Source organism: Glycomyces salinus, from assembly GCF_016428645.1.
Lineage (GTDB): Bacteria > Actinomycetota > Actinomycetes > Mycobacteriales > Micromonosporaceae > Glycomyces > Glycomyces salinus.
On the sequence record NZ_JAELXW010000035.1, the window covers coordinates 12,841 to 37,763 of the forward strand.

The window sequence follows — 24,923 nt, forward strand, 5'->3', positions numbered from 1 at the left end:
GGCCCACAAGGTGTCTCGGGCCATGGCGTCGCGGGCGAAGCGCGCCGTCGTGGCCCGAACTCGGTACGATGGCAGACACGGCTCGACTTGCGGCTCAAGCTGCACCGCCGCCCCTCGGCGCGTGTACCGCGGGTCGGCGCCCGGCGCGACGCGGCAGGCCGCGCGCTCCTCCCGACGCCCCAGTTGATGGAGATAGTTGCTTTATGACCGCCCCCGAGCCCCCGAGGCCCCGATCCAGGACCGCTTCGGGGACCGGCGTCGACGAGGAGACCCTGCACCTGCCCCTGGCCGCCCCGGGGGCCACCGCCAGGCCGACCGCGCCCAGCCCCTACCCGCCGCGCGCCCCGTTCCAGCCGCCCCCGGCGCCCTCGGCCGCGCCCCGCCCTCCCCGGCAGATGCTCGAACGCTGGGAGGGCACCGGGTTCCGGCCCGACATCCAGGGCCTGCGGGCCGTGGCCGTCATGCTGGTCCTGCTGTCCCACGCGGGCTTCGCGTTCGCCTCCGGCGGCTACGTCGGCGTCGACGTCTTCTTCGTCATCTCCGGCTTCCTCATCACCTCCCTGCTGGTCAAGGAGCTGTTCGACACCGGCAGGATCTCGCTGGCCGGGTTCTTCTCCCGCCGCGCCCGCCGCATCCTCCCGGCGGCCACCGTCGTCACCATCGCCACCGTCGTCGGCGTGTGGCTGTGGTTCCCGATCACCCGCTTCGAAGAGGTCATGCGCGACGCGTTCACCGTCGTGACCTACGTGGTGAACTACCGGTTCGTCGTCGAGAGCAACGAGTACCTCAACGCCGACCAGATGCCCTCGCCGTTCCAGCAGTACTGGTCCCTGGCCGTCGAGGAGCAGTTCTACCTGATCTGGCCGCTGCTCCTGCTGGCCCTGCTGATCTGGTGCAAACGCGTCCCGCGCAAAGCCCTGAACGCCGCGATCGCGCTGACCGTCGCGGTCTTCGTGCTGTCCCTGATCGCCTCGGTCCTGGTCACCGAGTCCAGCCGCCCCACCGCCTATTACGCCACCCACACGCGCGCCTGGGAACTGGCCGGCGGCGCCCTCCTGGCACTGACGCTGCCGACCTGGAAGAAGATCCCGCAGGCGGTAGCCTTTCTCCTCGGCCTCGCGGGACTGGCCGCGATCGCGGCGGCCGCCTACACCTACGACGACCAGACCGCCTTCCCCGGTTACACCGCCCTGCTGCCGGTGGCCGGCACCATGCTGCTCATCGTCGCCGGCACGGGGAAGGGCGCCAACCACATCTCGGCCCTGCTGTCGACCGGCCCGTTCCAGTTCGTCGGCAAGCTCTCCTACAGCCTCTACCTGTGGCACTGGCCGGTCCTGATCCTCGCCCCCCTCGCCCTGGGCATCGAGTCGTCCCTACTGCTCAACGTGATCCTCCTGGCCGGCACCTTCGCCCTGGCCCAACTGTCCTACCAATACATAGAAACCCCGATCCGCACCGCGAAACCCCTGAAGACCAACCACTTCTGGGGCCTGGCCACCGGCGTAGCGTGCTCGCTCCTCGCCATCGCCACTGTCATCACCGTCACGGTCACCGTCTCCCGGTCCCCGGACGCGACCGGGCCGGTCGACCTTGCCGACGTCCAGGAGGCCGAGGACCTCTCCGCGATCGAACTGGCCTTGAGCGACGGGCTCGAAATCCAGAAGGTCCCGGACGACCTGACGCCGCCGCTGGCAGGCGTCGCGGACGATGTGCCGCGGATCTATTCGGACGGCTGCCATCTCGACTTCGGCGACGTCGAACTATCGGACGGCTGCGTCTACGGCGACCCGGATTCCGAGACGGAAGTGGTGCTCGTCGGCGACTCGCACGCGGCGCAATGGTTCCCGGCCCTCGACACGATCGCGTCCGAGCAGGGCTGGAAGCTCCTCAACTACACCAAGAGCGGGTGCACTCCGGTCTCCGTGCGCACCGACAACGATGACGGCAGCGGCGAATACACCGAATGCTGGGAGTGGAAGCAGGTCGTCTTCGACGAGATCGACCGAATCCGTCCGGACCTAGTGGTCCTGAGCAGCTCCAACGCTTCAATCATCAGCGGGCTCGACAAAGACGAGGGGACGGACGAATGGCGGCGCGGTTGGGTCGACACGCTCGACCGCGTGAGCGCCAGGTCCGAGTCGGTGACCGTGCTGACCGACACTCCGCGGGCCTCCGGCACCGGTGCTCCGGACTGCCTGGCGCTGAATCCGGACGACGTCCAACACTGTCTCGAGACCCACCCCTATACCGCCGAGCATGCTGAGCGGCGTCAGGCCGTCCTCAACGCGCTGGAGCAGACCGGAGTCGAGGCCGTCCGCACTTCCAAGTGGTTCTGCGTCGATGGAGGCTGTCCACTGATCGTGGACGACCTCCTGCTGTATCGGGACACCCATCACATCACGACGCCCTATGCCAGGTCGCTGTCGAATGTCCTGTTCGAGGCGTTGCCCGACATCTGAGTTTCGCCTCCGATCCGAATCTGAGCGTTCCTCGCGACGTGTGGGGCGCTGCTAGTATGGGGCCCGTGCCCAAGTTGGAGAGGACCAGTCAGATGCGATGGCTGACGACCATTGCCGCCGCCGTGCTCCTCGTCGGTGCCGCGTGCTCCAGCGGTGAAGAAGAGGGCTCGGTCGAGGGCGATGCCGCAGAGGAGACGACTGAGGTGGTCGAACCCGCTCCGAGTCCCACGGCACACCTGGCGGTCACCGAGCCCTTCGAACTGGCTCTTCAGCCGCCCGATGGGTTCACGGCCGACGATGCCGAACGCGATGTGCTCGTCGCCGACGAGCACATCACCTACAACTTCGCGCTCGATGACAGCCATGCCGACTCCAGGATCACCGTCACGTCCTACCTCCTCCCGGAAGAATCCGAAGCAGAGGACTACGAGGCCCAGGCGGCACTGATCGTCGAGTACGACAACCGCCGCGGAAACACCATCTCGGACGTCAAGCACACTCCGACTCTGGTCCACGGTTACTCAGGCCTGTACCGGTTCGCCAAGTACGAGGTCGATGGCGAGGAGATCAGCCAGCAGAACCACTACCTGTTCGCCGGTCAGCACCTCATCCAGATCACCTGCCAATGGAACTTCGACTTCGACCAGGTCTACCAGGGCTGCAAGGACCTCACCGAGGTGTTCCCGTATCCGGACGAATGGCCGCTGCCATACCGCACCGACGCCTGACCACGACGGGGAGCACCCACCCTCACAAGGACAGACCTGCCGAACGCAGCCGTTCACAGTGGGCTTCGAACCCGAATCGCCGGTGCGCGGCCTCGATGCCCCTCTTCTGCTGAGTCAGGTAGGACTGTGGATCATCGGCGAGGCCGAGGATGACCTCCCGCACCATTTCGGGCTCGGCGTACACGGCGCCGTCTCCGAATACCGGTTCGAACACCGGAGGCAGCACGGTCGGGACTCCCGCAGCCATGGCTTCCGCCGGAGCCCGTCCGAACGCCTCCAGCAGTGTCGAGTTCGGGAAGTAGACATAGAAGTCCAATTCGGTGAGGAAGTCGTCGACGGCCAGCGAATCGAACTCAAGGGACCGCCAGTTCGACGGCAGGCGGCCGAGGACTCGCGCCGCGGCTTTCGTCCCGCCCAACACCGAGATCTCGAACCTCGGGTCCTCCGGGTAGCAGCTTCGCAGGTCCGCAGCCAGTTCCGGCCATTTCGACAAGTGATCCCGCGAATGGCGCCCGATGCGGATCGGCGTTCCCGCAGGAGCGCTCGAACGGCGCGAGAGCCTGGAGAGATCGAGCGCCGGGTACCAGAACTCGTCAGCGAGGTCGACGGAGCCGAGCTCGTCGGCATGGTGGTCGAGGAGGGCCTGGCGCACCAACGGCCCGACCGCCGTCCACCGGTGCTCGCCGATCCATCCGAAGAGGTTCTCGTGCACGGTAGTCACGTCCCAGGTCGGCTTGCGTCCCGCCACCGCGTCGTAATAGGTCATCGGGGCCTGGTTGATCACCAGAATCTTCTCGCCCGCCTCGATCGACGGCAGGTCCTCCCGCATCCGCATCGCGAACGGCGGGAACCGCATGATCATCAGATCGCACGAGACTCGCTCGCGGGGACGGATGAATCGCACGCACTCTCCGTCGACCAGTTCGGCGATCTTGCCGTTGACCGGCCGGGAGACGTTGGCGGAGTACAAGGGGTGATGGAGCAGGCCCACCGTGAGACCAGCCTTGGTCAGCAGCTGGATCTCGTTCGCATTGCTGCTGGTGGTACCTCCGGGCAGGTTGAGGTTCGACGCCAGTACCACGTCGAACCGCGTCCGGCCGGGCGCGGCATCGGCCGCGGGCGGACGGATCGAGCCCATCGTCTGCGCCGCGTATTCGCGGACGGAGGGCGCTAGTTCGGGGTCAGCGACGGTGCGTTCGAGTAGCTCCCGGGGACCGCTCACGAAGCCTTGCTCGATGCGGTCCGCGGCCTCTCGGACCGAGGCCATCTTCTGCTCGCGTCGCTCTCTCGGCCACTGGCCTTCGACCGATCGGCGCGGTAGCAGCACACGCGCGTTCCGGATGTCGTAGTCCCGGGCGCGGCGGCACAGCAGTAGGACGACGAGCGCCGACTGCCCGCACAAGATCAGCCCCATCGCGGGCAGGTAGACCCGCGGCGGGGCGGTGAGCGCCAGCAGCACCGCCGTCGCCGCGGCGACCGTGATGGCGGCATAGGCCAGCGTGAGCCTCGGCGAGGACTTCAGCATCTGCCGAAGGGAACGGATCATCAAGCGGACTTTCTGTCGAGAGCGACCATCAAGCGCCGATAGCCGCGCGAGGAGTACAGCAGACTGAGCCCCAGCAGGCTTGCATGGGCCAGTGCGAATATGGCGGCCGACGGGCCGATCAGTGCCCAGGAGACGGCCGCTAGCAGGGCCGCTGAGCCCGACAGCGCGGCCGCGGCACGCTTGCGGCGTCCGGGGAGGAAGCGCTTCAGCCTCTGCCGCGGCTCGAGGTGCGGAAGTCGCCGCGCGTTCGCTGCCGGTTCCGGAACGGTCGCGGGTTCGATACAGGGAACGGCGTCGACCTCGTCCGAAAGGATGTCGACCGAGCCGCTCACAGTGAGGCAGTACTCCGACTCCCGGCCTTCCCACAGCGACGCCTCCGCCACGGTCAGACGGTCGGTCTCGACCGGATCCAGGAGGGTCACGAATGCGATGCGGTGTTCCTGCAAGGCGTCGATGACAGCGGGGTGGATCGGACGGATCTCCGTGCACGGGCGGTGCAGCGACTCGAGATGCAGCAGCCCCACCGTTCGGCCGCCCGCAGCGGCGGCGGTGGCGCGATCGAGGATCGCCGTCAACCGTGCGGACTCGGCGCGGCAGTCGGCGACCAGGATTTCGTCGAACCGTCGCGGCGCCTCACCGTTGCCACGTACGAGCGCCGGAGCGAAGAACGGCCGTTCGGGGGCGGCGGCAGGCACGAACGGGTCGGTCTTCCTGGCCCGTATCCGTCGATGCCACTGCTTCTGAGCGGACTGGTACGCCCACCGTGAAGGGTGGAGCCAGCCCATGCCGAACTCAGACGACGTGAGCGTCTCCTCGGACAGGCGCACCAGCGTGAGCGATTCGTCGCGGAGCCGTGCGATGGCCCGGTTGCCGAAGACCGCGGCGAATCGCATGCGGAACTCGGTGTCCGCGCCCTTGCGCACCGAGTCGAAGTACCCCATGCGCTTGCGCACGGGCCAGGCGCGGAACATGATCGACGTCGACCGTGGACCGGTCACCGACCTGGTCGATCTGGTGACCGTGAGGTCGGGGAGCACGCGAACCGCGTTCGACACTGACATCACCAGCGACTCGTCCCGCAGTAGCGGCTTCGACTGACGTTCGAGCCAGCGCGGATGCGCCCAGTCGTCGGAGTCGAGACCGGTGACGATCGATCCTGCGCATTCGGCGAGCGCCCGGTTGCGGGCACCGTAGGTGCCTACGTTTCGGGGAAGGATCAGCAGGCGGACTCGGGGGTCGAGTGCGGTGACCTCGGCCAGCACGGGATGGAACTCCGGTTCCGAGCAGTCGTCGACCAGGAGAAGCTCCCAGTTGATCCAGCTCTGGGCGATCACGGAGCGGACGGCGGTTTCGAGTTCGGGGCCTGGGCGGTGGCAGGTCATGATGATCGAGATCTTCACGTTCGATTTCACGGGTCGGACCGGCCCGGCGGTGAGCCGGTCCAGGTACGCCCCCTCGGCCTCGCCGTCGAGTGCGAGGCCGGACATACCGGTCAACTCCGCGAACTTCGCCAGCCACGCCGAGGAGTCGCCTCCCAGACCGGGATGGGCCGCGTCCGCCTCGATCGCCAGCCGCTCGACCGGGGGGAGGCGGTGAAGTTCGTCGGCAAGCCGGTCCACGTTCCCGACGCGTCTGAGTTCGCTGCGGGCGTACCAGGCCAGGTGCTCAGGATCCAGCGGCCCGGCGGCATGCCGGGCGGCCATGGCGTAGAGCGACCGGCAGGATTCGTGATCGCCGTGGGAGTGCAGCACCCCCGCTAGGGCGGAGGCGTAGTCGGGGTCGAATCCTTCGGGAGTATCTGTGCCGCCGCCGCGGGCCGCCGCTATCAGCTCCTCGACGCTGAGGCCGGGGGCGGCGATCCGGGCGATCGCCTCGACCGCCAGCGGGGAACACGTACGCAGCGCAGTCCGGAACGCGACGGTCGCGCCGCTCTGCCTCATGACGTCGACGAGCGAGTCTGGGCAGTGGCGATCCGCAGTGGCGGCGGTGTGCGCGAGTACGGTTTCCGGGGGCATCCGGGATTCCTTGTCTTCGATCTTTGATTGGACGCGGCAGGTCCGCTTTCCTTCCAAAGGCATCGTCGACGATGCCCTGACGAGTTGCAACCGACCGGAGTGACCGCGCGACGAGCGGCTGCGGCTCCTCGTGAGTCCTGGTCGAGCTCGCACCACCGGTGGGGAGGCGGACCGGGGAGCAGCGCCCGAAGCCAGGGCGGCCACTCATTCTAACGCGAAGCAGCCAACCTGCAGATGCCTCAACCGGTGACGTGCGCCCAGGCGATGGCACTCACTCTGATACACGTTCCTCGGACGGCCGGGGTTGCCCGGGCGAACGCACGATGACCCGGTGCAACTCCTTTCGCTCGGCGTGGAGTTCGGCGATCCGTTCGCGCATCCGGGAAGCCTCTTCATCATCGGTGTACGCGCGCCGCTTCAGCGCGCGGCGTAGCTCGACAATCTCTCGCTCCAGGTCCGAACCGCGGTCGGTCAAGTAGTGGGTGGTGTCGGCGGGTTCTGGTTCAGGCGTGTTCTTGAGAAGCTCGGCGCCTTCGAGTGAGATCCCGAACCGCTGCAGAAGAGCTTCATCGAACTCGAACGCGTGGGTGTGGGTGTACGCCCGGTTCCTTCGGTTGCTGCCTTCGCGGTGCTGGTCGGAGATCCACGTATGTGCGTACAGCCACCACATGGTGTCGTCGTCGATGGTCCGGATGCGCGCCCCGGTAGGGGCGAGCTGCGACGCCAGTTTCATATGATTCTTATCATAGACGGTTCTGAACTCGGAAGCCATCTCGAGCAGCGACAGGCCCATCGACGGGCTGGGATGGAACGACCGGTAGCCCTTCAGTTCGGAGGGAACCCAATTGCAGCCGAGAACCGGCGCGAACACCGTATTGCGTTGCTCATCGAGATCGAGGACCGCCCGCGATTCCCGCTGCAGCTTCGCGATCATGTCGCGGTGAATCGCGTCATCATCGTCCAAGCGTGTGGTCAGCACCCATTTCGCGCCGCGTTTCGATGCCAGCTTTCCGACCCATTTCATGACTTCTCCCTTGAAGTCACGTTTCAATTCGACTTCGACCAGGCGAATGTACGACCGGTCGGCAATCATGTCGTCCAGGTGTTTTCTCGCCAGTTTCGGCATGTCGCGGTCGATCACGATCATCCACACGAAATTCTTCGAGGTCTGCGCATCAAGCGAGGCGAGCGTGACCCGTTCAAGCAGTAGTTGGCGGTACTCGAACCAGGCCTCATCGAACACCCCGATGCCATGCCGCGTCGCGACGACGTGCAGCAGCTCGGGGACCTCGTGCCGCGATACGTCTGCCGAGGAGGAGGACGCCGCCCGCGGCAGGCGCGCAGACCGGCGCCGGAGCAGTCGCGACGGAATGATTCGGGGCAAACGCATGAGATTCCATTCTCGGGCGGGGAGGCGGGGCGCTCCACGGCACTGGTGAACTCTGTGAGCGTAGGATACCGGGGATCCGAGGGAGGCCGCCGACCTACCGACCGGTCGCGGCCGTCGTGCGCGCCCCATGCGCGAATTCGTCGAGTCCACTGTCTTCCTGCGGAGCTGATACGATTTTCGGGCCCAGCGGCGCCGTGCTGATACCCCGTTTCGACGCAGTTCTGTCCAGGAGTCACCCACCCTGGCCGATCTGTGTCAGGCGTCGGGTTTCCGCCTACCGGGATAGCGACCGCGCCCGGAGTCCCCCGGTGCAGTGCCGTCAACCATTCGCACAACGTACATATCTACCCTTGAACGGAATTTCGATGAGCATCCCCCGGAGACTCATGTCAATGCGCCGGCGTGATTTCGCAGCGGTCTGGACGATCGGCGCCGCGCTCCTCGCCGCAGCGGTCTGGGCTCTGCCGGCACGGTACGCCACGGCATTGGCTCTCTTCGCTGGGCTCCTGATGGTGCTGATGGTGTTCCTCGTCTTCGACCGGCGCCTTCGGCAGTCCGAGCGGACCGTGGTCGCGACGGACCCCAGGGTGCATCGCAGGCTCCGTACCATCCAGAGTGCGATCTGGGGCCGCAAGAGGCAGCTGGTCAAGTTGGGTGAGCAAGTGCACCGTTTGAAACGGTCCCAGGAGCGAATGGAACGGCGACTCAAGAAGGTGGCACCTCCGCCCCGGGACGATGGGGCGCTCGACGAGCATTTCGCGGGTCTCACGCGGCGAATCGACACCGTCGACCAGCACCAGAGGATCCTTTCGCAGGAGGTCGTCGAGCTCGGGACGCGGTTGTGGGAACGGCTGAGCGCCCTCGAGGTGGACCGCAGGGCCGAACGGATCCGTCGTGAGTCCGGGCTTGAACTCGTGCCACTGGAGGCCGAGATCGCCCTCGTGCGGGACTCGATCCTGTTCGACGCGGAATGGTACGGCGCGCAGCTAGCCGAGACGGTTCCGGACGGTGCCACGCACTATGTGACCGTCGGAGCCGCCCTCGGCCTGAGTCCCCACCCGCTGTTCGACCCCGACTGGTACCTCGAACGCAACCCGGCGGCACTGGTGCGGCACCGCTCTCCGCTCGGACACCTGCTCTCCGGGGCCGCCGATGTCGACCCCGACGTCCATCCCGCGTTCGACTCCGACTGGTATTCGACGACCTACCTCGACGGCGAGTCGGTGCCCGCGATCCTCCATTACCTTGAGACCGGAGACCGGGCCGGCCACGACCCGAACCGGCTGTTCGACACCGCCTGGTACCGTGCCACGCACGGCTGCGGGAACCGGAGTGCGCTCGCGCACTACCTGGCGGAGCGCGACGCGGGAGCGCTCAGGCCGCATCCGCTGTTCGACCCCGAAGTGATCGAGCAGGCGATCCCGAGTGGACGGCGCGATCTCCTCTCGCGGGCCGTGACCAGGCAGCGGGAGATGGAGTGCGCGGGCTGGCCGCAGCCGCGGCACCCCTCCGAGGAGGACTGGCAATGGTACAACCTGGCGACGGGGAAGTACCGGCAGCCGGACACGTTCGCCCTCTACCGGATCATCGGCAACGACCTGCCGCCCCGACACCGGGCCGACCAGACGTTGTCGAACCTCGAGTTCGTGCTCAAGCACGAGCCGGACTTCGACGACTGCCGCAAGATCTGGGTGCTCAACCGCATCGTCGACGCCGAACAGGAGCGGCGCATCAAGAACCTGCTCGAACGGTACTCGGCCGACTACGAGGTCATTCCGTTCGACCTGGACGAGTATCGCCGCATCGGTTGGAACTTCGAACGGCTCGGTCCGGAGCCGATGTTCACCAAGCAGTTCCAGAATCGCTATACGGGGTCGGCGTACGAGAAGGCCGTCGAGCACGTCTACCACGACAAGAACCTCTATGTGATGAACAACAACGGGGCCAGGAACTTCGCCGTCCGCCACGGCCGCGGTACCGCGAAGTGGATACTGCCCTGGGACGGCAACTGCTTCCTGACCGCCGAAGCCTGGTCGGACCTGCGCCAGGCCGTCGCGGAGCGTTCGCACCTGCGCTACTTCGTCGTTCCTATGGCCCGTATGACTGAACCGAATCAGGCGCTGCTCGACGGCGGCGGCGACATCCAAGCCGTCGACGAACCACAGATCCTGTTCCGGGACGACGCCGGCGCCGAGTTCCATCCCGAGTTCCGCTACGGACACCGGCCGAAGGTAGAGCTGCTGCGACGGCTCGGCATCCCGGGCGACTGGGACCGGTTCACGTCCATGCCATGGGATCTGCCCTTCACTCTCGACGAATCCGAACAGCACGCCTGGGGGCAGGCGTCGAAGGTCTACCGGCTCTATTCCGGATCAGTGGCCCAGGAGCTGAACAGCTCCGAGCGCCGTCGCAGCCGTCACGAGGCGATCCTGTCCTTCATCGACAGCATCGACGAGTGCGCCTCGCGGAAGCTGTTTCGGCACCAGGCCCCGATGTCGATCGACGAGACCACGCTGCGTGAGCAGATCCGGGCATACCAGGCGGGCGACCAGGCGCTGTCAGCGATCGTTGGCGAGCTCGTAGCGAGCGCTCAACGCGCGCTGGACGAACCGATCGCGACCGTCCTGGTGAAGTCGACCCTTCCGCCGAGCGGGGATCCGCACGACTACTGGGTGCCGGCGGACCATTGGTTCCCGGACCCGGGAAGCGACGACGGCCTGCCCTATGTCCTGGACGAGTCTCGGCACGTGCCCGGAGTCAGTCCCGAGGACCCCGAATGCGATCGGTACGACCGCGCGGCGCTTCACCGCATGATCGAGAACGTGTACGTCTGCACGCTCGCCGGACTGTTCTCCGGCGAGGAACGCTTCGGCATACGCGCCGCCGAGCAGGTCCGGGCCTGGTTCCTGGTGCCCGAGACCAGAATGAACCCGCACCTCGACTATGCGCGGACGAGGCTTGGGCACAACGGTGACCTCGGCTACAGTCCGTCCATTCTCGAAACCAAGGGCTTCTATCACCTGCTCGACGCGATCCGACTGCTCACCGGCGATAACCACCTGGGCAGCGCCGATTCGGACGGTCTGGCCGAGTGGTTCGGGCGGTTCAGGACCTGGCTCGAGGATAGTCCGCAGGGGCGCAACGCGTGCGGCCGAGCCGATGAATGCGGACTGTGGTACGACGTCCAGGTCGCGGCGATCGACGCATACCTCAACGACGTCCCGGGACTCCAGGCGACGATGCGTCGCGCCTGCGAACGCGTCGGTCGGCAGTTCGCCCCTGAGAACGGTGCGATGTCGGCTGACCTTCGGAAGGACGGCGGCTTGCGGCAGTGCACCGAGAGCCTGGCGGGGTGGTCGGTCCTGAGCGGCATCGCCGCCCGCCTCGGCCTGGATCTGACAGGGTTCGAGCATCCATCCGGCGCGAGTCTCGCGGCAGGTATCGAATGGCTGCTCACCGGCCCTGGTCGGTCGCTGAAGTCCGTGCAGCGCGGCGAATCGGACTCGGATCGGCTCCGGGCGATCGAGTACCGGTTCGGTCGACTCTCATTGGACGAGGCGGCGAAGGCGCGGCAGGTCTTCCAGATCGAGAGCGGACTGCGGCCGTACTGGGTGCTCGGGGACCCGACTGTCGCCGCGATCCCCGCCACGGGAGTCGGCACCCTTTCGGCGGTCGGCCCTAGCGGCAGTTCGGCGGCCGAGCTCTCGGAGCAGAACGCCGCCGAGTTCGTGCACGTCATCGCCACCAGACACGGCATCGGCGTCTTCGACGAGGACTGGTTCGAATACCGCCAGCAGATGTTCGAAGCACTCACACTCGCCTCGATGAAGGCGCAGTCGAACCAGGGATTCGTCTGGCTGATCGGCATCGACCGCGACATGCCGGAACCGGCCAGGCGGCGTCTGGAGGCCCTAACCGCCGACTGGTCGAACATCGAGTTGTTGGAAGTGGAACTGAAACGCGATTTCCGTCCCGAACTGGCCCGCTGGGTCCGGAAGGAAGCGCGCCGAAGAGGCGTCGAGTGGGCGATAACCACCCGGATCGACGACGATGACGTGATGCACGTCGACTTGATCGACAACCTGCAGCGAGAGGCGGAGAACTTCCTCGCCTCGGGAGGAGACGGCCCGGCGGCTCTGGCGGCCGTGTCGGGATGCCGTTGGATACCCAGGGAACGCCTGGCTCGCCGGGTGTTCCACCACAGTCTCGGCCTAGGACTGTCCACGGTCGAACATGTCGACCGCATTTCGACTGTGTACAAGTACAACCATATGACCATAATGGGATCTATTGCCGATGAGGGTGGTTATGTCGGCTGCATCGGCGGCGACACTCCATGGTGGATGTACTCGATCTCCAGAATCTCGGACCAGCAGTCGGTCAACCCCGACCGGTACGGAAAGCTCGCCGAGCATCGGAAGGCGTTCGACGTCGACGACGGCCTTCTTCGGCTCTTCGGGGTGGAACCGCTCGCACTGGATTCGTTCGCGCGGGTGCCGGAACCGGTCCTGACCAGCATTCCTGAGCAACTGACCAAGCGCGGCCTCGAAATCGAAGAGGACATCCACCGGCTCCGCACCGAGTTGAAGCAGGACGAACCCCTTTCCGAGGAACAGCAGCTACGGATCGGGGAGGAGATCACCAGGCTTCGAAGGCAGCGCCGGGAGATGCACCAGGGACTGGTGGAACTGAGTGACGGTCGTGCCGAGGCCGAGGACTGACTCGGTGGCGGCGGCTCCCGCATCCGCAGCGCCTTCCGCGCCGACGGAGCGAGTCTCCGCATGTCCGCCCGAAATCCTCAGTCCAGGCCCCTGTTCTCCGGGGCCTGAGGGCGGCGATGGTCGGCCCGCGGCCATCGCGGTGTCGGTGGGGGTTCGGGGTGGTGGTGCGCGCTGGGTTCGGTCGGGATGTCCTGGTAGGGTCCTGGAGACTTTCTAATTCGGACCCTCTCTTGATGGCAAATACCATGGAATCGCCCGTTTCGGTCATTCGCGACAATGACCACTCGACGCTCTCGCCGCCTCGCATCGGGGAGTGGGAGCCGCACTTGAGCGCCAGCGTGGTGATCCCCGCCCATGGCTCGCAAGACAAGCTCGATCTCGTCCTCGCGGCCCTTTCGGTCCAGAGCTATCCGGCCTCGCTCACCGAGGTCCTGGTGGTCGACGACGGCAGCAGCCCGCCGCTGCGCCTGCCCGAAATCCGCCCCGAGCACTGCCGCGTCCTCACCGTCGGCGACGGCGCCTGGGGCTCGGCCGCCGGCACCAACGCCGGAGCCGCGGCCGCAGACGGGGACGTGATCGTCCGGCTCGACGCCGACATGCTCGCCTGGCGCGAGCACCTCGAGTCCCAGATGCGCTGGCACCACCTCGCCGACTACCTGGTCGTCCTGGGGCACAAGCGCTTCGTCGACTACCGGCCGGACCTGCTCACCACCGAGGGAGTCCGCGACACCGTCGCCGCCGGCAAGGCCGAGACCCTGTTCGACGCCGCCGAATCCAAGCCCCAGTGGATCGAGAAGGTCATCGACGCCACCGACGGCCTCGCCGCCGCCCCCTGGCGCAGCGTCGCCAACGTCTTCGTCGGCGCCTCGGCCTCGGTCCACCGGAACCTGTTCGACCGCGCCGGCGGCTTCGACCAGACCATGCCGCTGGGCAGCGACACCGACTTCGGGCACCGCCTCGCCCAGCGCGGGGCCGCGTTCGTCCCCGACACCGGCAGCTCCAGCTGGCACCTCGGCCTCCCGCAGATCAAGACCCGCGCGACCGACGGCAACCGCTACCGCCGCGCGTTCTTCCTCCAGCGCCTGCCCGCGCACCGCAGCCGCCGCCAGAGCCCCCTCGCGCACTTCGAAGTGCCGTACGTCGACATCGCCGTCGACGTCGACCGCATCGACCTCGACCACATCGACTCACGGATCCGACCCCTCCTCGACGGCGCCCGCACCGACATCCGCATCACCCTCGTGGCGCCCTGGCCCGAACCGGACCTCCAACGCGCCGTGGTCGCCGACACCGAGCTCGAAGGCAAGATCGTCCAGGACTACTACGCCGGCGAGCCGCGCATCCGATTCGCCGCCACCGCGCCGACCCCCCACCCCTCCACCCCCTACCGTCTCGAACTCCCGCTCGACTACCCCGCGACCGCCGACACCGTCTCCCGGCTCCTCAAAGCCGCCGACCAGAACAACGCCGGCATGGTCGAACTGCCCGCGCCAGGCGCCACCGCCCGGCTCGTGCGCATCGCGGCCGCCGCCCGCGCCGACCACCTCGGCGTCCCCGCCGACCAGGTCGCCGCGACCGTGCGGCTCGAACCCGAAGACCCCGCTGGCCCGCGACCTCGGCGCCACCCCGGCGAGGTGGCGCGCCTCGCCACCGCCCACAAGGAACGAGGGCGGCAATCCAAGCGCGCCGCCTCCCTGGCCCGCCACGCCCGATTCTCACCCACCTGGCTCCTCCACCGCCTCAAACGGATGATCCGAAGATGAAGACCACTCTCACCGCACTCCCCGAGCCCGACGCCGTCACCGTCCGATTCGAATTCGAACCCGAACCGGACGACCGCACCGAGATCCCCGGCGAGACGATGATCGGCCGTACCGCCGTCTTCCGACTCCCCGCCGAATTCGACCTCACCGCCACCCACCCCGACATCCTCGCCCTGGCCGTCCTGCTGTCATGCCGGCCCTGGACCGGGCCCCGACTCGTCCTCGACCGGCCCGTCAGCCCCCGATTCGCCGCGGCCGTCGACGAACACCTGGGCATCGCCCTCGAACCGGTCGACCCCGACCTGGCCCCCCGCGCCCGCCCCGACGGCCCCCGCCCCGGCCTGGCCTACTCCGGCGGCGTCGACTCGGTCGCGGCCGCCGCGCTCCTGCCCGGCGAACCGCGCCTGTACTACCTCGACCGGACCCTCTCCGAAGACGGCCGGGCCGCCATCGACAAGACCGCGGCCCACCGCTCCTGCGACGACATCGAACAGCGCGGCCTGAGCGTCCGCCGCGTCCCCAGCGACGTCGAATACCTGCGCCGCCCCACCGGAGCGCCCGTCAACCTCCCCACCGACCTCGGCTTCGCGCTCCCGGCCGTGCTCTGCGCCGACCTCGACGGCCTCGACGCCCTGGTCACCGGCATCCTCGCCTCGAGCGTCTTCGGCCTCAACGCGAGCCGCTTCACCGCGCCCGGCCCCGGCGGCGAACTGTCGCGCTGGCGGGAGGTCACCGCCGCCGCCTCGCTCCCGTTCCAGCCGGTCACGGCCGGACTCAGCGAGGCCGCCACGTCGCTCATCGCCGACCGGGCATGGGACGGCCGGGTCCTGGCCCAGTCCTGCCACATCGGCGGCGCCGGGACGCCCTGCTACGCGTGCCGCAACTGCTACCGCAAGACCATCGTCGAGGCCGCCCTCACCGGCGACTGGCCAGAACCCGAGCGGGTCGAGACCCTGCTGCGCAACGGCCAGGCCCTCGCCGACCTCACCGCCGTCCCCATCCCGCTCGAATGCTCCCTGGTGTTCGCGATGAGCCGCTACGACGGCGACGACCCGCTCCTGCGCCTGCTGCGCGAGCGCGTGAGCCGCGACGGACTCGACGCCGACTGGATGACCAGCCACTACGGGCCCGCGCTCGACCTGCTCGACGACCGCTACCGCGACGCGGTCGCCGAGCGGATATCCCGCCACGTCGAGCCGATGACCGAAGCGCAGGTGTCCGCCGTCGAGTCCTGGGACCTCACCGGCGAGCGCGCCTTCCGCACCACCTGGCGCGAATCGGACGCGTTCATCGAGCGGCTCACCGCGACCGGGCCGGTGGTCGGGAAGCGCCGCGGCGTCAAGGGCGACTTCCGGCCCTACCGGCTCGGCCCGAAGACCGGGCGCGGCGGGGCCGAGTGCCGCCGCAACGACTGGTCCCCGCTGGAGCCTGCCGCGCTCGGGGAACTGGAGCCGCGACTGACGGCCTCGGTGGTCGTACCGGCCTACGGCGGCCAGGAGAAGCTCGACCTCGTGCTCGCCGCCCTGGCCGAGCAGTCCTATCCCTCCGAGCTGACCGAGGTCGTCGTCGTCGACGACCGGAGCGAGCCGCCCCTGCGCCTGCCCGAGCTGCGACCGGCCTCGACCAGGATCGTCCGGACGGACGGCGCCGCCTGGGGCGCGGCCAACGCCGTCGCCGTAGGCGCGGCCGCCTCCGACGGCGAGGTCATCGTCCGACTCGACGCCGACACCGTCCCCTACCGGCGCCACCTCGAGTCGCACATGCGCTGGCACCACCTGGCCGACAATCTGTTCATCCTGGGCCACAAGCGGTTCGTCGAATACGAGGCGGGAGCGCTCACCCCCGAGCGGGTCGGCAGCGAAGTCGCCGCCGACCGCGCCGAGGGCCTGTTCGACCCCGCCACCGCCCAGGAGGCCAAGAACGTCAAGTTCCTGGCGAGCACGAAGAGGCTCCGCACCGCCCACTGGAGCCGACTGCACTCGGTCATGGAGGGCATCACCGTCTCCACCGACCGCAGCCTGTTCACCGCCGCCGGAGGCATGGACCCCGACATGGTCCGCGGCCAGGACGTCGAGTTCGCCTACCGGGTCGGCCTGGCCGGCGGCGTGTTCATCCCCGACGACGGGGCCTCGGCCTGGCACCTGGGCATACCCGAGGGCTGGCGGAACCCCGGCAACGGCAAGCGGGTCCGCAAGGCCCTCAACGGCCAGCGCATCCCCGAGTCGATCCACCGCGACGGCGGCCGGGGCCGGTCGTGGGCGGTGCCGCTGGTCGACGTCGTCGTCGACGTCGAGGACGCCTCCTACGAAGAGGTAATGGACGCGGTCATGCCGCTGCTGGACGGCTTCTGCCGGGACATCCGGGTGACCCTGGTCGGCGGATGGTCCGGCCCGAGCCTCGGCCGCGAGCCCACGCTGGACCACCCCCGTCTCGACCTCAAACTCGTGCACGAGACCCTTCGCGCCGATCCCCGGGTGCGCTTCACCACTTGGGAGTACCGGCGCGCCGACCCGTCGGTGCCGTGGCGGCTGGTGCTGTCCCCCCGCTTCCCGACCACGCCCTACACCATTGAGTCCCTGCTGGAGATCGCCGACCGCGAACAGGCCGGACTGGTGGTGGCGCGCCACGAGAAGGAGCGGATCCGCCTGGAGCGCCGCTCGATGTTCGCGCGGGCGGTGTGGCTCGGCGCCAAGAGCAACGACATCGACAAGACGGTCGAGCGGCTCTCGAAGGCGGTCCGCTTCCCTGCGCCGCCGTCGATGGTGCTGGGGCCCGACACCCCGAGACCGGCCTCGCGCGGTGTCTGGCGGGCGCGGGAAGCGCTCCTGGAACTGGCCGACCCGGCCAAGGCCAGGGCCGACCAGTTGGCCTGGCACGCCAGGTTCTCCCCGACGTGGTGGCTCGCCCGCGTCCGGCGGCGGCTGCGCCGAGTGCTCACGGCTCGTCGATCGTGAGCCGATCCTGGTGCCGCTCAAGCCAGTGCCCGAACAGTCCCGCCCACGACAGCGTGCGCATCCCGCCCATGCCGGAGGCCAGCAGCGCCAGCGCGTCGGGGTCCTTGACCGCCCGCCGCGCCGTCGGCGTCAACAGCGCCATCAGCGGTTCCGCCGCTCGCACATAGGACGCGACCGTCCGCAGGCTCTCCGGGCTGGTCTGGCGGCGTCCGCGCCGTGCGCCGAGGCGGGCGCCGTCGTTGGTCGACGGCAGGGCGGCCACATCGGGGTCGGCCGCGTACAGCATGCGCCGGTAGAAGACGCCGCCGAGCTTCTCGGCGGTCGGCACCCGGATCGCCAGGCGCAGCACCTCGGGGTGGGCGAACGGGAACCGGACGTCCAGTTCGGGTCCGAGCAGCCACCGGCCGGAGGCGGCCACCGCCCGCGCGGTGCGCACGTGGAGCACGCCCAGCATCGCTCCGGCCCGGTGGCCGATGAACGGGGCCACCGCCTCGCCCAGTCTGGACCGGGCGGCCTCGGCGAACCGGTCTCGGACCGCCGGCAGCAGCATCCGGTCGGTCCTCAGGCGGCGCTGTTCGAGGGCCTTCCACAGCAGGTACTCGCGGCGGGCCCCGTCGGTCTCGTCGGCGAGCTTCCCACCGACCAGTGAGCTTTTGAACATCACGTCGCCGGCCAGCCCGTCGACGAGGGTCCGCTCGTGTCGGTGGAGGTTACGGGCCAGCGGCATCATCCAGGTGTGCAGGCCGGTCTGGAACTCCATGCGGTCCCGCACGGCCGCGTGCTCCTCGACCCAGGCATCAGGGCCCGGGACGAGGGTGCGGTGTTTCACGCCGAGCGCCTCGGCCACGGGACCGGCGTACCGCATGTCGCGGTCGTGGCCGTCGTCGCCGCTGGTCGTCCAGGCCCTGACCTGGTCGATCCGTTGTTTCGCCAAGATGCCGAGCAGCCGTGAGTCCCAGCCGCCGCTGAGCGTCACGGCCCCCTCGGGGGCGGCCGGGATCGCCTCGGCCACGGCGGCCGCCACCTCGCCCGGGGAGGGCTCGCCGTCGCCTGCGTCGGCGAGCCAGGCCGGTTCGAACGACTCGCTCGCCACACGGCCGTCGTCGACGACGAGCGCGCCGGCCGCGCGCAGCCGTTTGACCTCGCGGAACGGCGTGTCGTCGGCGGCGGGCGCGTGGAAGGCCAGGGTCGCCGCCCAGGCGTCCCAACCGATGTGCAGCGGCGCGTCGTCGAGGCCGAGCAGGCCCCCGATGCGGGAGGCGAAGTAGACCGCGCCGTCGAGTTCGCGGTAGTACACGTCGTTCAGGCCGAGCGCGTCGGTGTGCAGCAGGGGGACCGGTTCGGTCTGGAGTCCGGCGGCCAGGCGCCGCTCGGCGGCGTCCTGCCAGGCGGTCGGGCCCGAGCCCGGCGCGAGGGGGCTCCAATGCAGTCCCCGGCGCGGGCCCGCCTCCCAGGTCTCGGCCGCGCCGGTGGTGTAGAGGACGGCGCCGGGGCCTTCGAACGCGGCGGACAGGCCCTCCGGGGCGTCGGCGAGGAGCCGCCTGATCCGCTCGGGGTCGGCCGGGCCGAGGGCGCCGCAGCAGTAGGGCCTGGCACGGTAGTCGATCGGCTCGTTCACCGCGGACCTCCTCCGGTGAGGCGCCGCAGGCGCCGCTTGAGAGTGCGCATCGCTCGGTCTCGCACCGGCTCCTCGGCCAGTCGCCGCCAGTGCCGGGCCCGCTCCTGCGCGTGCGCGAGCCGCCCTTCCAGGTCGTGGACGGCCAGGCGCAGTGACGCCAGTTCGCGGTGGAGGCCGGTGACGTCCGGCCGCTCGACCCAGTCGAAGGCCCAGTCGGTCCCGTCGATCCAGCGGGTGCCCTCGCGCCGGTCGACGGCGTCGAAGAGTTCCTCGCCGTCCCGCAGGTCCCCGGCGGCGGCGTCGAGGGCGTCGAGGCGCTCCAGCCGGGCGAAGTGCATGTCGCTGTTCTTGACGCAGGCCAGGAACAGGATGCCGAGGCGGTCGCGTTCGGCCTCGCGGATCAGGCGGTCGAGGGCGCCGACGCGGAGCATCAACTCCGGCGGCTGGTGCAGGCGGTACGGCGGGGTGGGGTCGGGCGGCGAGTCGCCGAACGCGACCCGCCGGTCGTCGGCGAAGGCGCGGCGCAGCCGCTCGCCGCGCGGCCCGTCGGGCGGCGCCACGGCCACCCGGACCGGTGCCTTGGAAGCGCCGAGGGCGCTGTATACGGACGGTTTCACCTTGGTCGGCGGCGAGCGGTCGAAGTCGATGACGACCTCGACGACGGCCGATCCGTTTCCGAGGGGGCTGGACACGGTTCCGATCGTAACGCCCGGGTCCGTCCTCTCAGAACGGCGGGCGGGACGCCGTCCGGCGTCCCGCCCGCTCGCGATGTCCGGTGCTGTCGGCTGCTAGACCAGGCCCTTGTTCTCCAGGGCTTCGCACACGGTGGAGACCATGAGCCCGGCGACGACGTAGGGGTCGCAGTTCGCGTTCGGGCGGCGGTCCTCCAGGTAGCCCTTCTTGTCGCGCTCGACCTGCCACGGGATGCGGATCGAGGCGCCGCGGTCGGAGACGCCGTAGGAGAACTCGGTGTAGTGGGCGGTCTCGTGCTGGCCGGTGAGGCGCTCGTCGATGCCGTGGCCGTAGCCGGCGATGTGCTCGTCGGTCTTGGTGCCCAGGGCCTCGCAGGCGGCGATGATCGGCTCGTAGTCGTCGCGCATGGCCTTGGTGGAGAAGTTGGTGTGGCACCCGGCGCCGTTCCAGTCGCCCTTGGCGGGCTTGGCTTCGAGGGTGGCGGCGACGCCGAACTCCTCGGCGGTGCGGTACAGCAGCCAGCGGGCCAGCCACAGCGAGTCGGCGACGTCCAGCGTCGAGGCCGGGCCGACCTGGAACTCCCATTGGCCGGGCATGACCTCGGCGTTGATGCCCGACAGCGGCAGACCCGCGGCCAGGCAGTTGTCGAGGTGCTTCTCCACGATCTCGCGGCCGAAGATCTCGTCGGCGCCCACGCCGCAGTAGTAGCCGCCCTGCGGGGCCGGGTAGCCGCCCTCGGGGAAGCCGAGCGGGCGCGAGCCGACCATGAAGGTGTACTCCTGCTCGAGGCCGAACAGGGGCTCCTGCGAGGCGTACTTCTCGGCGACCTCGGCCGCGGCCGCGCGCGTGTTGGTCGGGTGCGGGGTGAAGTCGGTGTCGAGGACCTCGCACAGCACCAGCAGGTTCTCGCCCCCGCGGATGGGGTCGGGCACGATCTTGACCGGGCGCAGCACGCAGTCAGAGGAGTTGCCCTCGGCCTGGTTCGTGCTGGAGCCGTCGAAGCCCCAGATCGGCGGCTCCGCCGTTCCGTCGGTGAGGATCTTGGTCTTGGAACGCAGCTTGGCGGTCGGCTCGGTGCCGTCGAGCCAGATGTACTCGGCCTTGATTGCCATCAGCTAGGAGCCCTCTCTCGTGGTGCCGTGTCAATGGCTGCCACGCTCCCAAGGACCCGTTGCCCGCTCGTTGAGCGTCTGTAAACACTCTGTTAACCGCGCCCGCGGGCCGGCGGCGGCGTCGCCGCTGCGGACGCGAGTCCCCATCGTCCATTTTCCGGGCAGAAAATCTGGTTCACCCCGTATCCCCGATTCCGACAGTTTCGTTCTTCTAGGTGCGAGCGGCCATCCGCTCGCGATCAGGTTCAGAGCGTTGGAGGAGACGATGGGACTCATCATGCGGGGCGGCGACATCGTTCGCCGGCTCGGCGTGCCCCGGCTCCTCCTCGGCGCCGCGCTCGGCGTGTTCGGCCTCCTGTTCTTGGGGGCCTGGGGCACGGCGACCGCGGCCTGGGCGCAAGACGAGACCGCCGAGGCGGAGGGCCTTGCCGCGTTGACCGATCCGCTCACCGCAGAGGTGTCCGACATGTCGCGCCTGGCCGCGCGACTCGTCCCGCACAACCAGTTGGGACAGGGGACATCCGCGGACGAGGGGACGGCTTCGGGGCTGGTGTCGGGCCTGACCGAACCGGTGGCCGAGTTGACCGCCGAGCCCGCGGAGATCGTGCCGCTGAGCGACGCCGCAGCCGGCCTAGTGAACGGCGAGTCTGTAGGAGACAGTGCCGCTGGAGTAGTGACACCGCTGGTAACCCTGGCCGACCGGACGGTTTCGGCCGCCCAGAGTCCGGCCGACGCGGTGTCCGGTGTCTATGAGACCGTCGCGCCCGCGACCGACGAGGTCGAAGTGGTGGCGCGGCTGGTGACCGATGGCCTCGGGACGTGGAGCGACGAGACGACGCCCGGGAGCGTCCTCGCCCACGGCCTAGGACAGCCGAGCTTCACCGCCCTCCAGACGGACACGGTCCCCACCGAAGTGGCGGCGGCACTCCCCGGAGTGCGAAACGACCGGTCGGCCGCCCACTTCGAGTGCTCCGCCGCCGAAATCGGCGCGCGGGGGACCGACGAGCCGGAAGCGGCCGGGCGGTACGCGCCGGTCGACGGCGCCGCGCGGCATTGGCCCCCGAAGGGGCCGAAGCTGCCTGACCTGAACCTCATCCCCGGTGGAGCCACAGGCTCTTCCGCCGGTATCAGTGTGGACGGCGGACAATCCGCCGTCGACGTCTCCCCGTTCACGGCGGCCGAGCAGGTGTCGCTCGCCCGTGCACTGGCCGGGGAAGTGGGGCGGCCGTTGGACCGCACCGCCGAGCTGTCCGTCGCCCCTGACTAGAGCCTCCGCGCGTCGGCGCGGGGAACGCGGGCGCACAGCGCCCAGATCCCACCGGTTGCAGTGCCCGAGGCACGTCCTCGGCCATGCCCGAAGCGCCGGCGCGCGGCCGGGCCCACACCGGCCGGGCCTGTCAAGCCGGGCCGAATCAAGAGGAAATCCGCCCGAAACCCTCGGGCGCAAACAACCAGAAGGAAACGATTCGCATCATGCGCAAGGTTCTCACCGTCGCCGCTGCCGCCGCGGGCGTCGCCGCTCTCGGCGCCGCCTCCCCGGCCCTCGCCTCCGGCAACAACTCCGGCGTCACCGCCGGAGCGGTCAGCCTGCTCAACATCGACGCCTCCAGCGCGGCGCACTGGCAGATCTGCGGCCAGAACGTCTTCGCCCAGTCGTTCGACCAGAACTGCGACAACCGCGACCACATCGGCCCCGGCCCGCAGTCGGGCGTGACCGCCGGTGACGTCTCCGGCGGCAACCTGGACATCTCGAGCGCGGCGCACTGGCAGATCTGCGGACAGAACATCGCCGTCTCGCCGTCGCTGAACCAGATGTGCAAGAACTACGACCACCTGTCCGAAGACGCGCAGTAACGAACGCTACGGGGGCGGGGCCGCCCTGACGGCTCCCGTCCCCACCATCGAATCAGAAACGGGGAATCCATGAAGAAGGCAACTTCCGTCGCGTTCGCGGCCGCCGCCGGCGTCGCCGCCCTCGGCGCCGCCGCCGCTCCGGCCATGGCCGAGAGCTCGGGCGTCCAGGCCGGCGACCTGTCGCTGGTCAACATCGACGCCTCCCGCGCGGCGCACTGGCAGATCTGCGGCCAGAACGTCTGCGCCCAGTCGTTCAACCAGAACTGCGACAACCGCGACCACCTCGGCAAGGGCCCCCAGTCGGGCATCGACGCCGGCGACCTGTCCCTGGGCAACCTGGACATCTCGGACGCGGCCCACTGGCAGATCTGCGGCCAGAACGTCTTCGCCCAGTCGTTCAACCAGAACTGCGACAACCGCGACCACATCGGCAAGGGCCCCCAGTCGGGCATCGACGCCGGCGACCTGTCCCTGGGCAACCTGGACATCTCGGACGCGGCCCACTGGCAGATCTGCGGCCAGAACGTCTTCGCCCAGTCGTTCGACCAGAACTGCGACAACCGCGACCACATCGGCCAGGGCCCCCAGTCGGGCATCGACGCCGGCGACCTGTCCCTGGGCAACCTGGACATCTCGGACGCGGCCCACTGGCAGATCTGCGGCCAGAACGTCGGCGTCGCGCCGTCGCTCGCCCAGCAGTGCCTCAACTACGACCACATGCCCAACACCGCCCAGTAGGCGGCCCGGGGCGGGCCGACCCGCGCGGACGGCCCGCCCACGCACATTCATTCCAGAAGGGGACTAGAGGACTCATGCACAAGACCACTGCCGCCGCCGCGCTCGCCGCGGCCGGCGTCGCCGCCCTCGGAGCAGCCGCTCCGGCCATGGCCCAGAACTCCGGCGTCCAGGCCGGCGACCTGTCGCTGGTCAACATCGACGCCTCGGACGCGCTGCACTGGCAGATCTGCGGCCAGAACGTCTTCGCCCACTCGTTCGACCAGAACTGCGACAACCGCGACCACATCGGCACCGGCCCCCAGTCGGGCATCGACGCCGGCGACCTGTCGCTGGTCAACATCGACGCCTCGGACGCGCTGCACTGGCAGATCTGCGGCCAGAACGTCTTCGCCCAATCGTTCGACCAGAACTGCGACAACCGCGACCACATCGGCCCCGGCCCGCAGTCCGGCGTGACCGCCGGCGACGTCTCCGGCGGCAACCTGGACATCTCCAGCTTCGCCCACTGGCAGATCTGCGGCCAGAACGTCTTCGCCCACTCGTTCGACCAGAACTGCGACAACCGCGACCACATCGGCCCCGGCCCGCAGTCCGGCGAGACCGCCGGCGACGTCTCCGGCGGTAACCTGGACATCTCCAGCTTCGCCCACTGGCAGATCTGCGGCCAGAACGTGGCCGTGGCGCCGTCGCTGAACCAGATGTGCCAGAACCAGGACCACATCAACGAGCCCGGCAACGGGACCGTGCCGCCCAAGGGCGTCGACCAGGGCGACTACTGAGACCGACGGGTTTCGGTCACGCACCGAAGGTAAACCAGTAATGCGACACACGAAGATTCTCGCGGCCTCTGCCGCGGCCGCCGCCGCAGCGGTCATCCCGAGCGGAGCGGCCGCGGCCTCCACACCGGACTGGCTGACGCTCGCCAACATCGAGTCCGACCAGCCCTCGCTGCTGCCGATGGTGTGCGGCGAGGACGACTCCGGGACCGTGCTCGATCCGGCCTGCGAGGGCCTGCTCGGCACCGAGCAGGACCGGGCCGCGGCCGATCTCGGAGAGCAGCTGCCGGACGCACCCGGAGGATACGGCCGGACGCTGGCCAACGTCGACCTGCGCGACTTCGCCAAATGGCAGGTCTGCGGGATCGCGGTCGGCGCGACCGGTGAAGGCTACGACTGCGACAACTCCATCACCGGAGAACGCGAGCCGGCTGGCCCCGGCGACGCGTACTCGCTGGTCAACGCCGACACCACCGGCTCCTTCGATTGGCGCGTCTGCGGCGTCTCCGCGTTCGAGGAGGCCAGCGGGTCCTGCTGACCCGAACGGTTTCCGTTC

16 protein-coding genes are annotated in these 24,923 nt (G+C 69.1%); 10 read left to right on the forward strand and 6 right to left on the reverse strand.

Translation table 11 applies throughout. From position 1 onward, the window contains the following. The first annotated feature begins 203 nt into the window (after positions 1 to 203). Both JFB92_RS11770 and JFB92_RS11775 read left to right on the forward strand, forming a co-directional pair. Entirely contained in the window at positions 204 to 2,459 is a 2,256-nt protein-coding gene (locus JFB92_RS11770) for an acyltransferase family protein (protein WP_199038397.1), read from the forward strand. A gap of 92 nt (positions 2,460 to 2,551) precedes the next feature. Then, positions 2,552 to 3,187: a hypothetical protein gene (locus JFB92_RS11775; protein WP_199038401.1), complete on the forward strand. Its 636-nt coding sequence runs from the start codon at positions 2,552 to 2,554 to the stop codon at positions 3,185 to 3,187. A 22-nt stretch (positions 3,188 to 3,209) separates the two neighbouring features. Here JFB92_RS11775 and JFB92_RS11780 read toward each other — a convergent pair whose 3' ends face one another. The 3 genes from JFB92_RS11780 to JFB92_RS11790 form a co-directional block, all read right to left on the reverse strand. Continuing rightward, positions 3,210 to 4,733, reverse strand: coding sequence for a glycosyltransferase family protein (locus JFB92_RS11780; protein WP_199038404.1), 1,524 nt, complete (start codon positions 4,731 to 4,733; stop codon positions 3,210 to 3,212). Continuing rightward, positions 4,733 to 6,748 carry a glycosyltransferase family 2 protein gene (locus JFB92_RS11785; protein WP_199038407.1) on the reverse strand — a complete coding sequence of 672 codons (2,016 nt, stop codon included), beginning with the start codon at positions 6,746 to 6,748 and terminating at the stop codon, positions 4,733 to 4,735. The genes JFB92_RS11780 and JFB92_RS11785 overlap by 1 nt, the downstream gene beginning before the upstream one ends. A 271-nt stretch (positions 6,749 to 7,019) precedes the next feature. Continuing rightward, positions 7,020 to 8,138, reverse strand: coding sequence for a glycosyltransferase (locus JFB92_RS11790; RefSeq protein WP_199038410.1), 1,119 nt, complete (start codon positions 8,136 to 8,138; stop codon positions 7,020 to 7,022). Between the two features lie 392 nt (positions 8,139 to 8,530). Between JFB92_RS11790 and JFB92_RS11795 the strand changes: the two genes are divergently transcribed. The 3 genes from JFB92_RS11795 to JFB92_RS11805 all read left to right on the forward strand — a co-directional run bounded on the left by JFB92_RS11795 (position 8,531) and on the right by JFB92_RS11805 (position 17,576). Then, a complete protein-coding gene (locus JFB92_RS11795) occupies positions 8,531 to 12,859 on the forward strand; it encodes an alginate lyase family protein (protein WP_199038413.1) in 4,329 nt (1,442 codons plus the stop codon). Positions 12,860 to 13,092: 233 nt separating this feature from the next. Beyond that, positions 13,093 to 14,622 (forward strand): glycosyltransferase, encoded by a 1,530-nt coding sequence (locus JFB92_RS11800; protein ID WP_199038417.1) that lies wholly within the window; start codon positions 13,093 to 13,095, stop codon positions 14,620 to 14,622. Next, positions 14,619 to 17,576 (forward strand): DUF6395 domain-containing protein, encoded by a 2,958-nt coding sequence (locus tag JFB92_RS11805; protein ID WP_199038421.1) that lies wholly within the window; start codon positions 14,619 to 14,621, stop codon positions 17,574 to 17,576. Before JFB92_RS11800 ends, JFB92_RS11805 begins: the two co-directional genes overlap by 4 nt. Here the strand turns inward: JFB92_RS11805 and JFB92_RS11810 are convergent. From JFB92_RS11810 to glnII, 3 genes are all read right to left on the reverse strand, one after another. Further along, positions 17,557 to 19,194 carry an asparagine synthase-related protein gene (locus JFB92_RS11810; RefSeq protein WP_199038423.1) on the reverse strand — a complete coding sequence of 546 codons (1,638 nt, stop codon included), beginning with the start codon at positions 19,192 to 19,194 and terminating at the stop codon, positions 17,557 to 17,559. The two genes, JFB92_RS11805 and JFB92_RS11810, sit on opposite strands and share 20 nt — an antisense overlap. Beyond that, positions 19,191 to 19,886 (reverse strand): hypothetical protein, encoded by a 696-nt coding sequence (locus JFB92_RS11815; RefSeq protein WP_199038426.1) that lies wholly within the window; start codon positions 19,884 to 19,886, stop codon positions 19,191 to 19,193. Before JFB92_RS11815 ends, JFB92_RS11810 begins: the two co-directional genes overlap by 4 nt. A 96-nt stretch (positions 19,887 to 19,982) precedes the next feature. After that, the gene (gene glnII, locus JFB92_RS11820; protein ID WP_199038429.1) at positions 19,983 to 20,999 is read right to left on the reverse strand and encodes a glutamine synthetase GlnII; all 1,017 of its coding nucleotides are present in this window, start codon (positions 20,997 to 20,999) and stop codon (positions 19,983 to 19,985) included. 265 nt (positions 21,000 to 21,264) lie between these two features. Here glnII and JFB92_RS11825 point away from each other — a divergent pair, with 265 nt between their 5' ends. The 5 genes from JFB92_RS11825 (at position 21,265) to JFB92_RS11845 (ending at position 24,905) form a co-directional block, all read left to right on the forward strand. Beyond that, positions 21,265 to 22,266, forward strand: coding sequence for a hypothetical protein (locus tag JFB92_RS11825; protein ID WP_199038432.1), 1,002 nt, complete (start codon positions 21,265 to 21,267; stop codon positions 22,264 to 22,266). Between the two features lie 206 nt (positions 22,267 to 22,472). Next, positions 22,473 to 22,853, forward strand: a complete 381-nt coding sequence (locus JFB92_RS11830) for a hypothetical protein (RefSeq protein ID WP_199038437.1) — start codon at positions 22,473 to 22,475, stop codon at positions 22,851 to 22,853. Between the two features lie 69 nt (positions 22,854 to 22,922). Continuing rightward, positions 22,923 to 23,591 carry a hypothetical protein gene (locus tag JFB92_RS11835; protein ID WP_199038440.1) on the forward strand — a complete coding sequence of 223 codons (669 nt, stop codon included), beginning with the start codon at positions 22,923 to 22,925 and terminating at the stop codon, positions 23,589 to 23,591. A 74-nt stretch (positions 23,592 to 23,665) separates the two neighbouring features. Then, entirely contained in the window at positions 23,666 to 24,370 is a 705-nt protein-coding gene (locus JFB92_RS11840) for a hypothetical protein (protein ID WP_199038442.1), read from the forward strand. Positions 24,371 to 24,410: 40 nt separating this feature from the next. Continuing rightward, on the forward strand, positions 24,411 to 24,905 hold the full coding sequence (locus tag JFB92_RS11845) for a hypothetical protein (protein ID WP_199038445.1): 495 nt from the start codon (positions 24,411 to 24,413) through the stop codon (positions 24,903 to 24,905). Positions 24,906 to 24,923 lie beyond the last annotated feature (18 nt).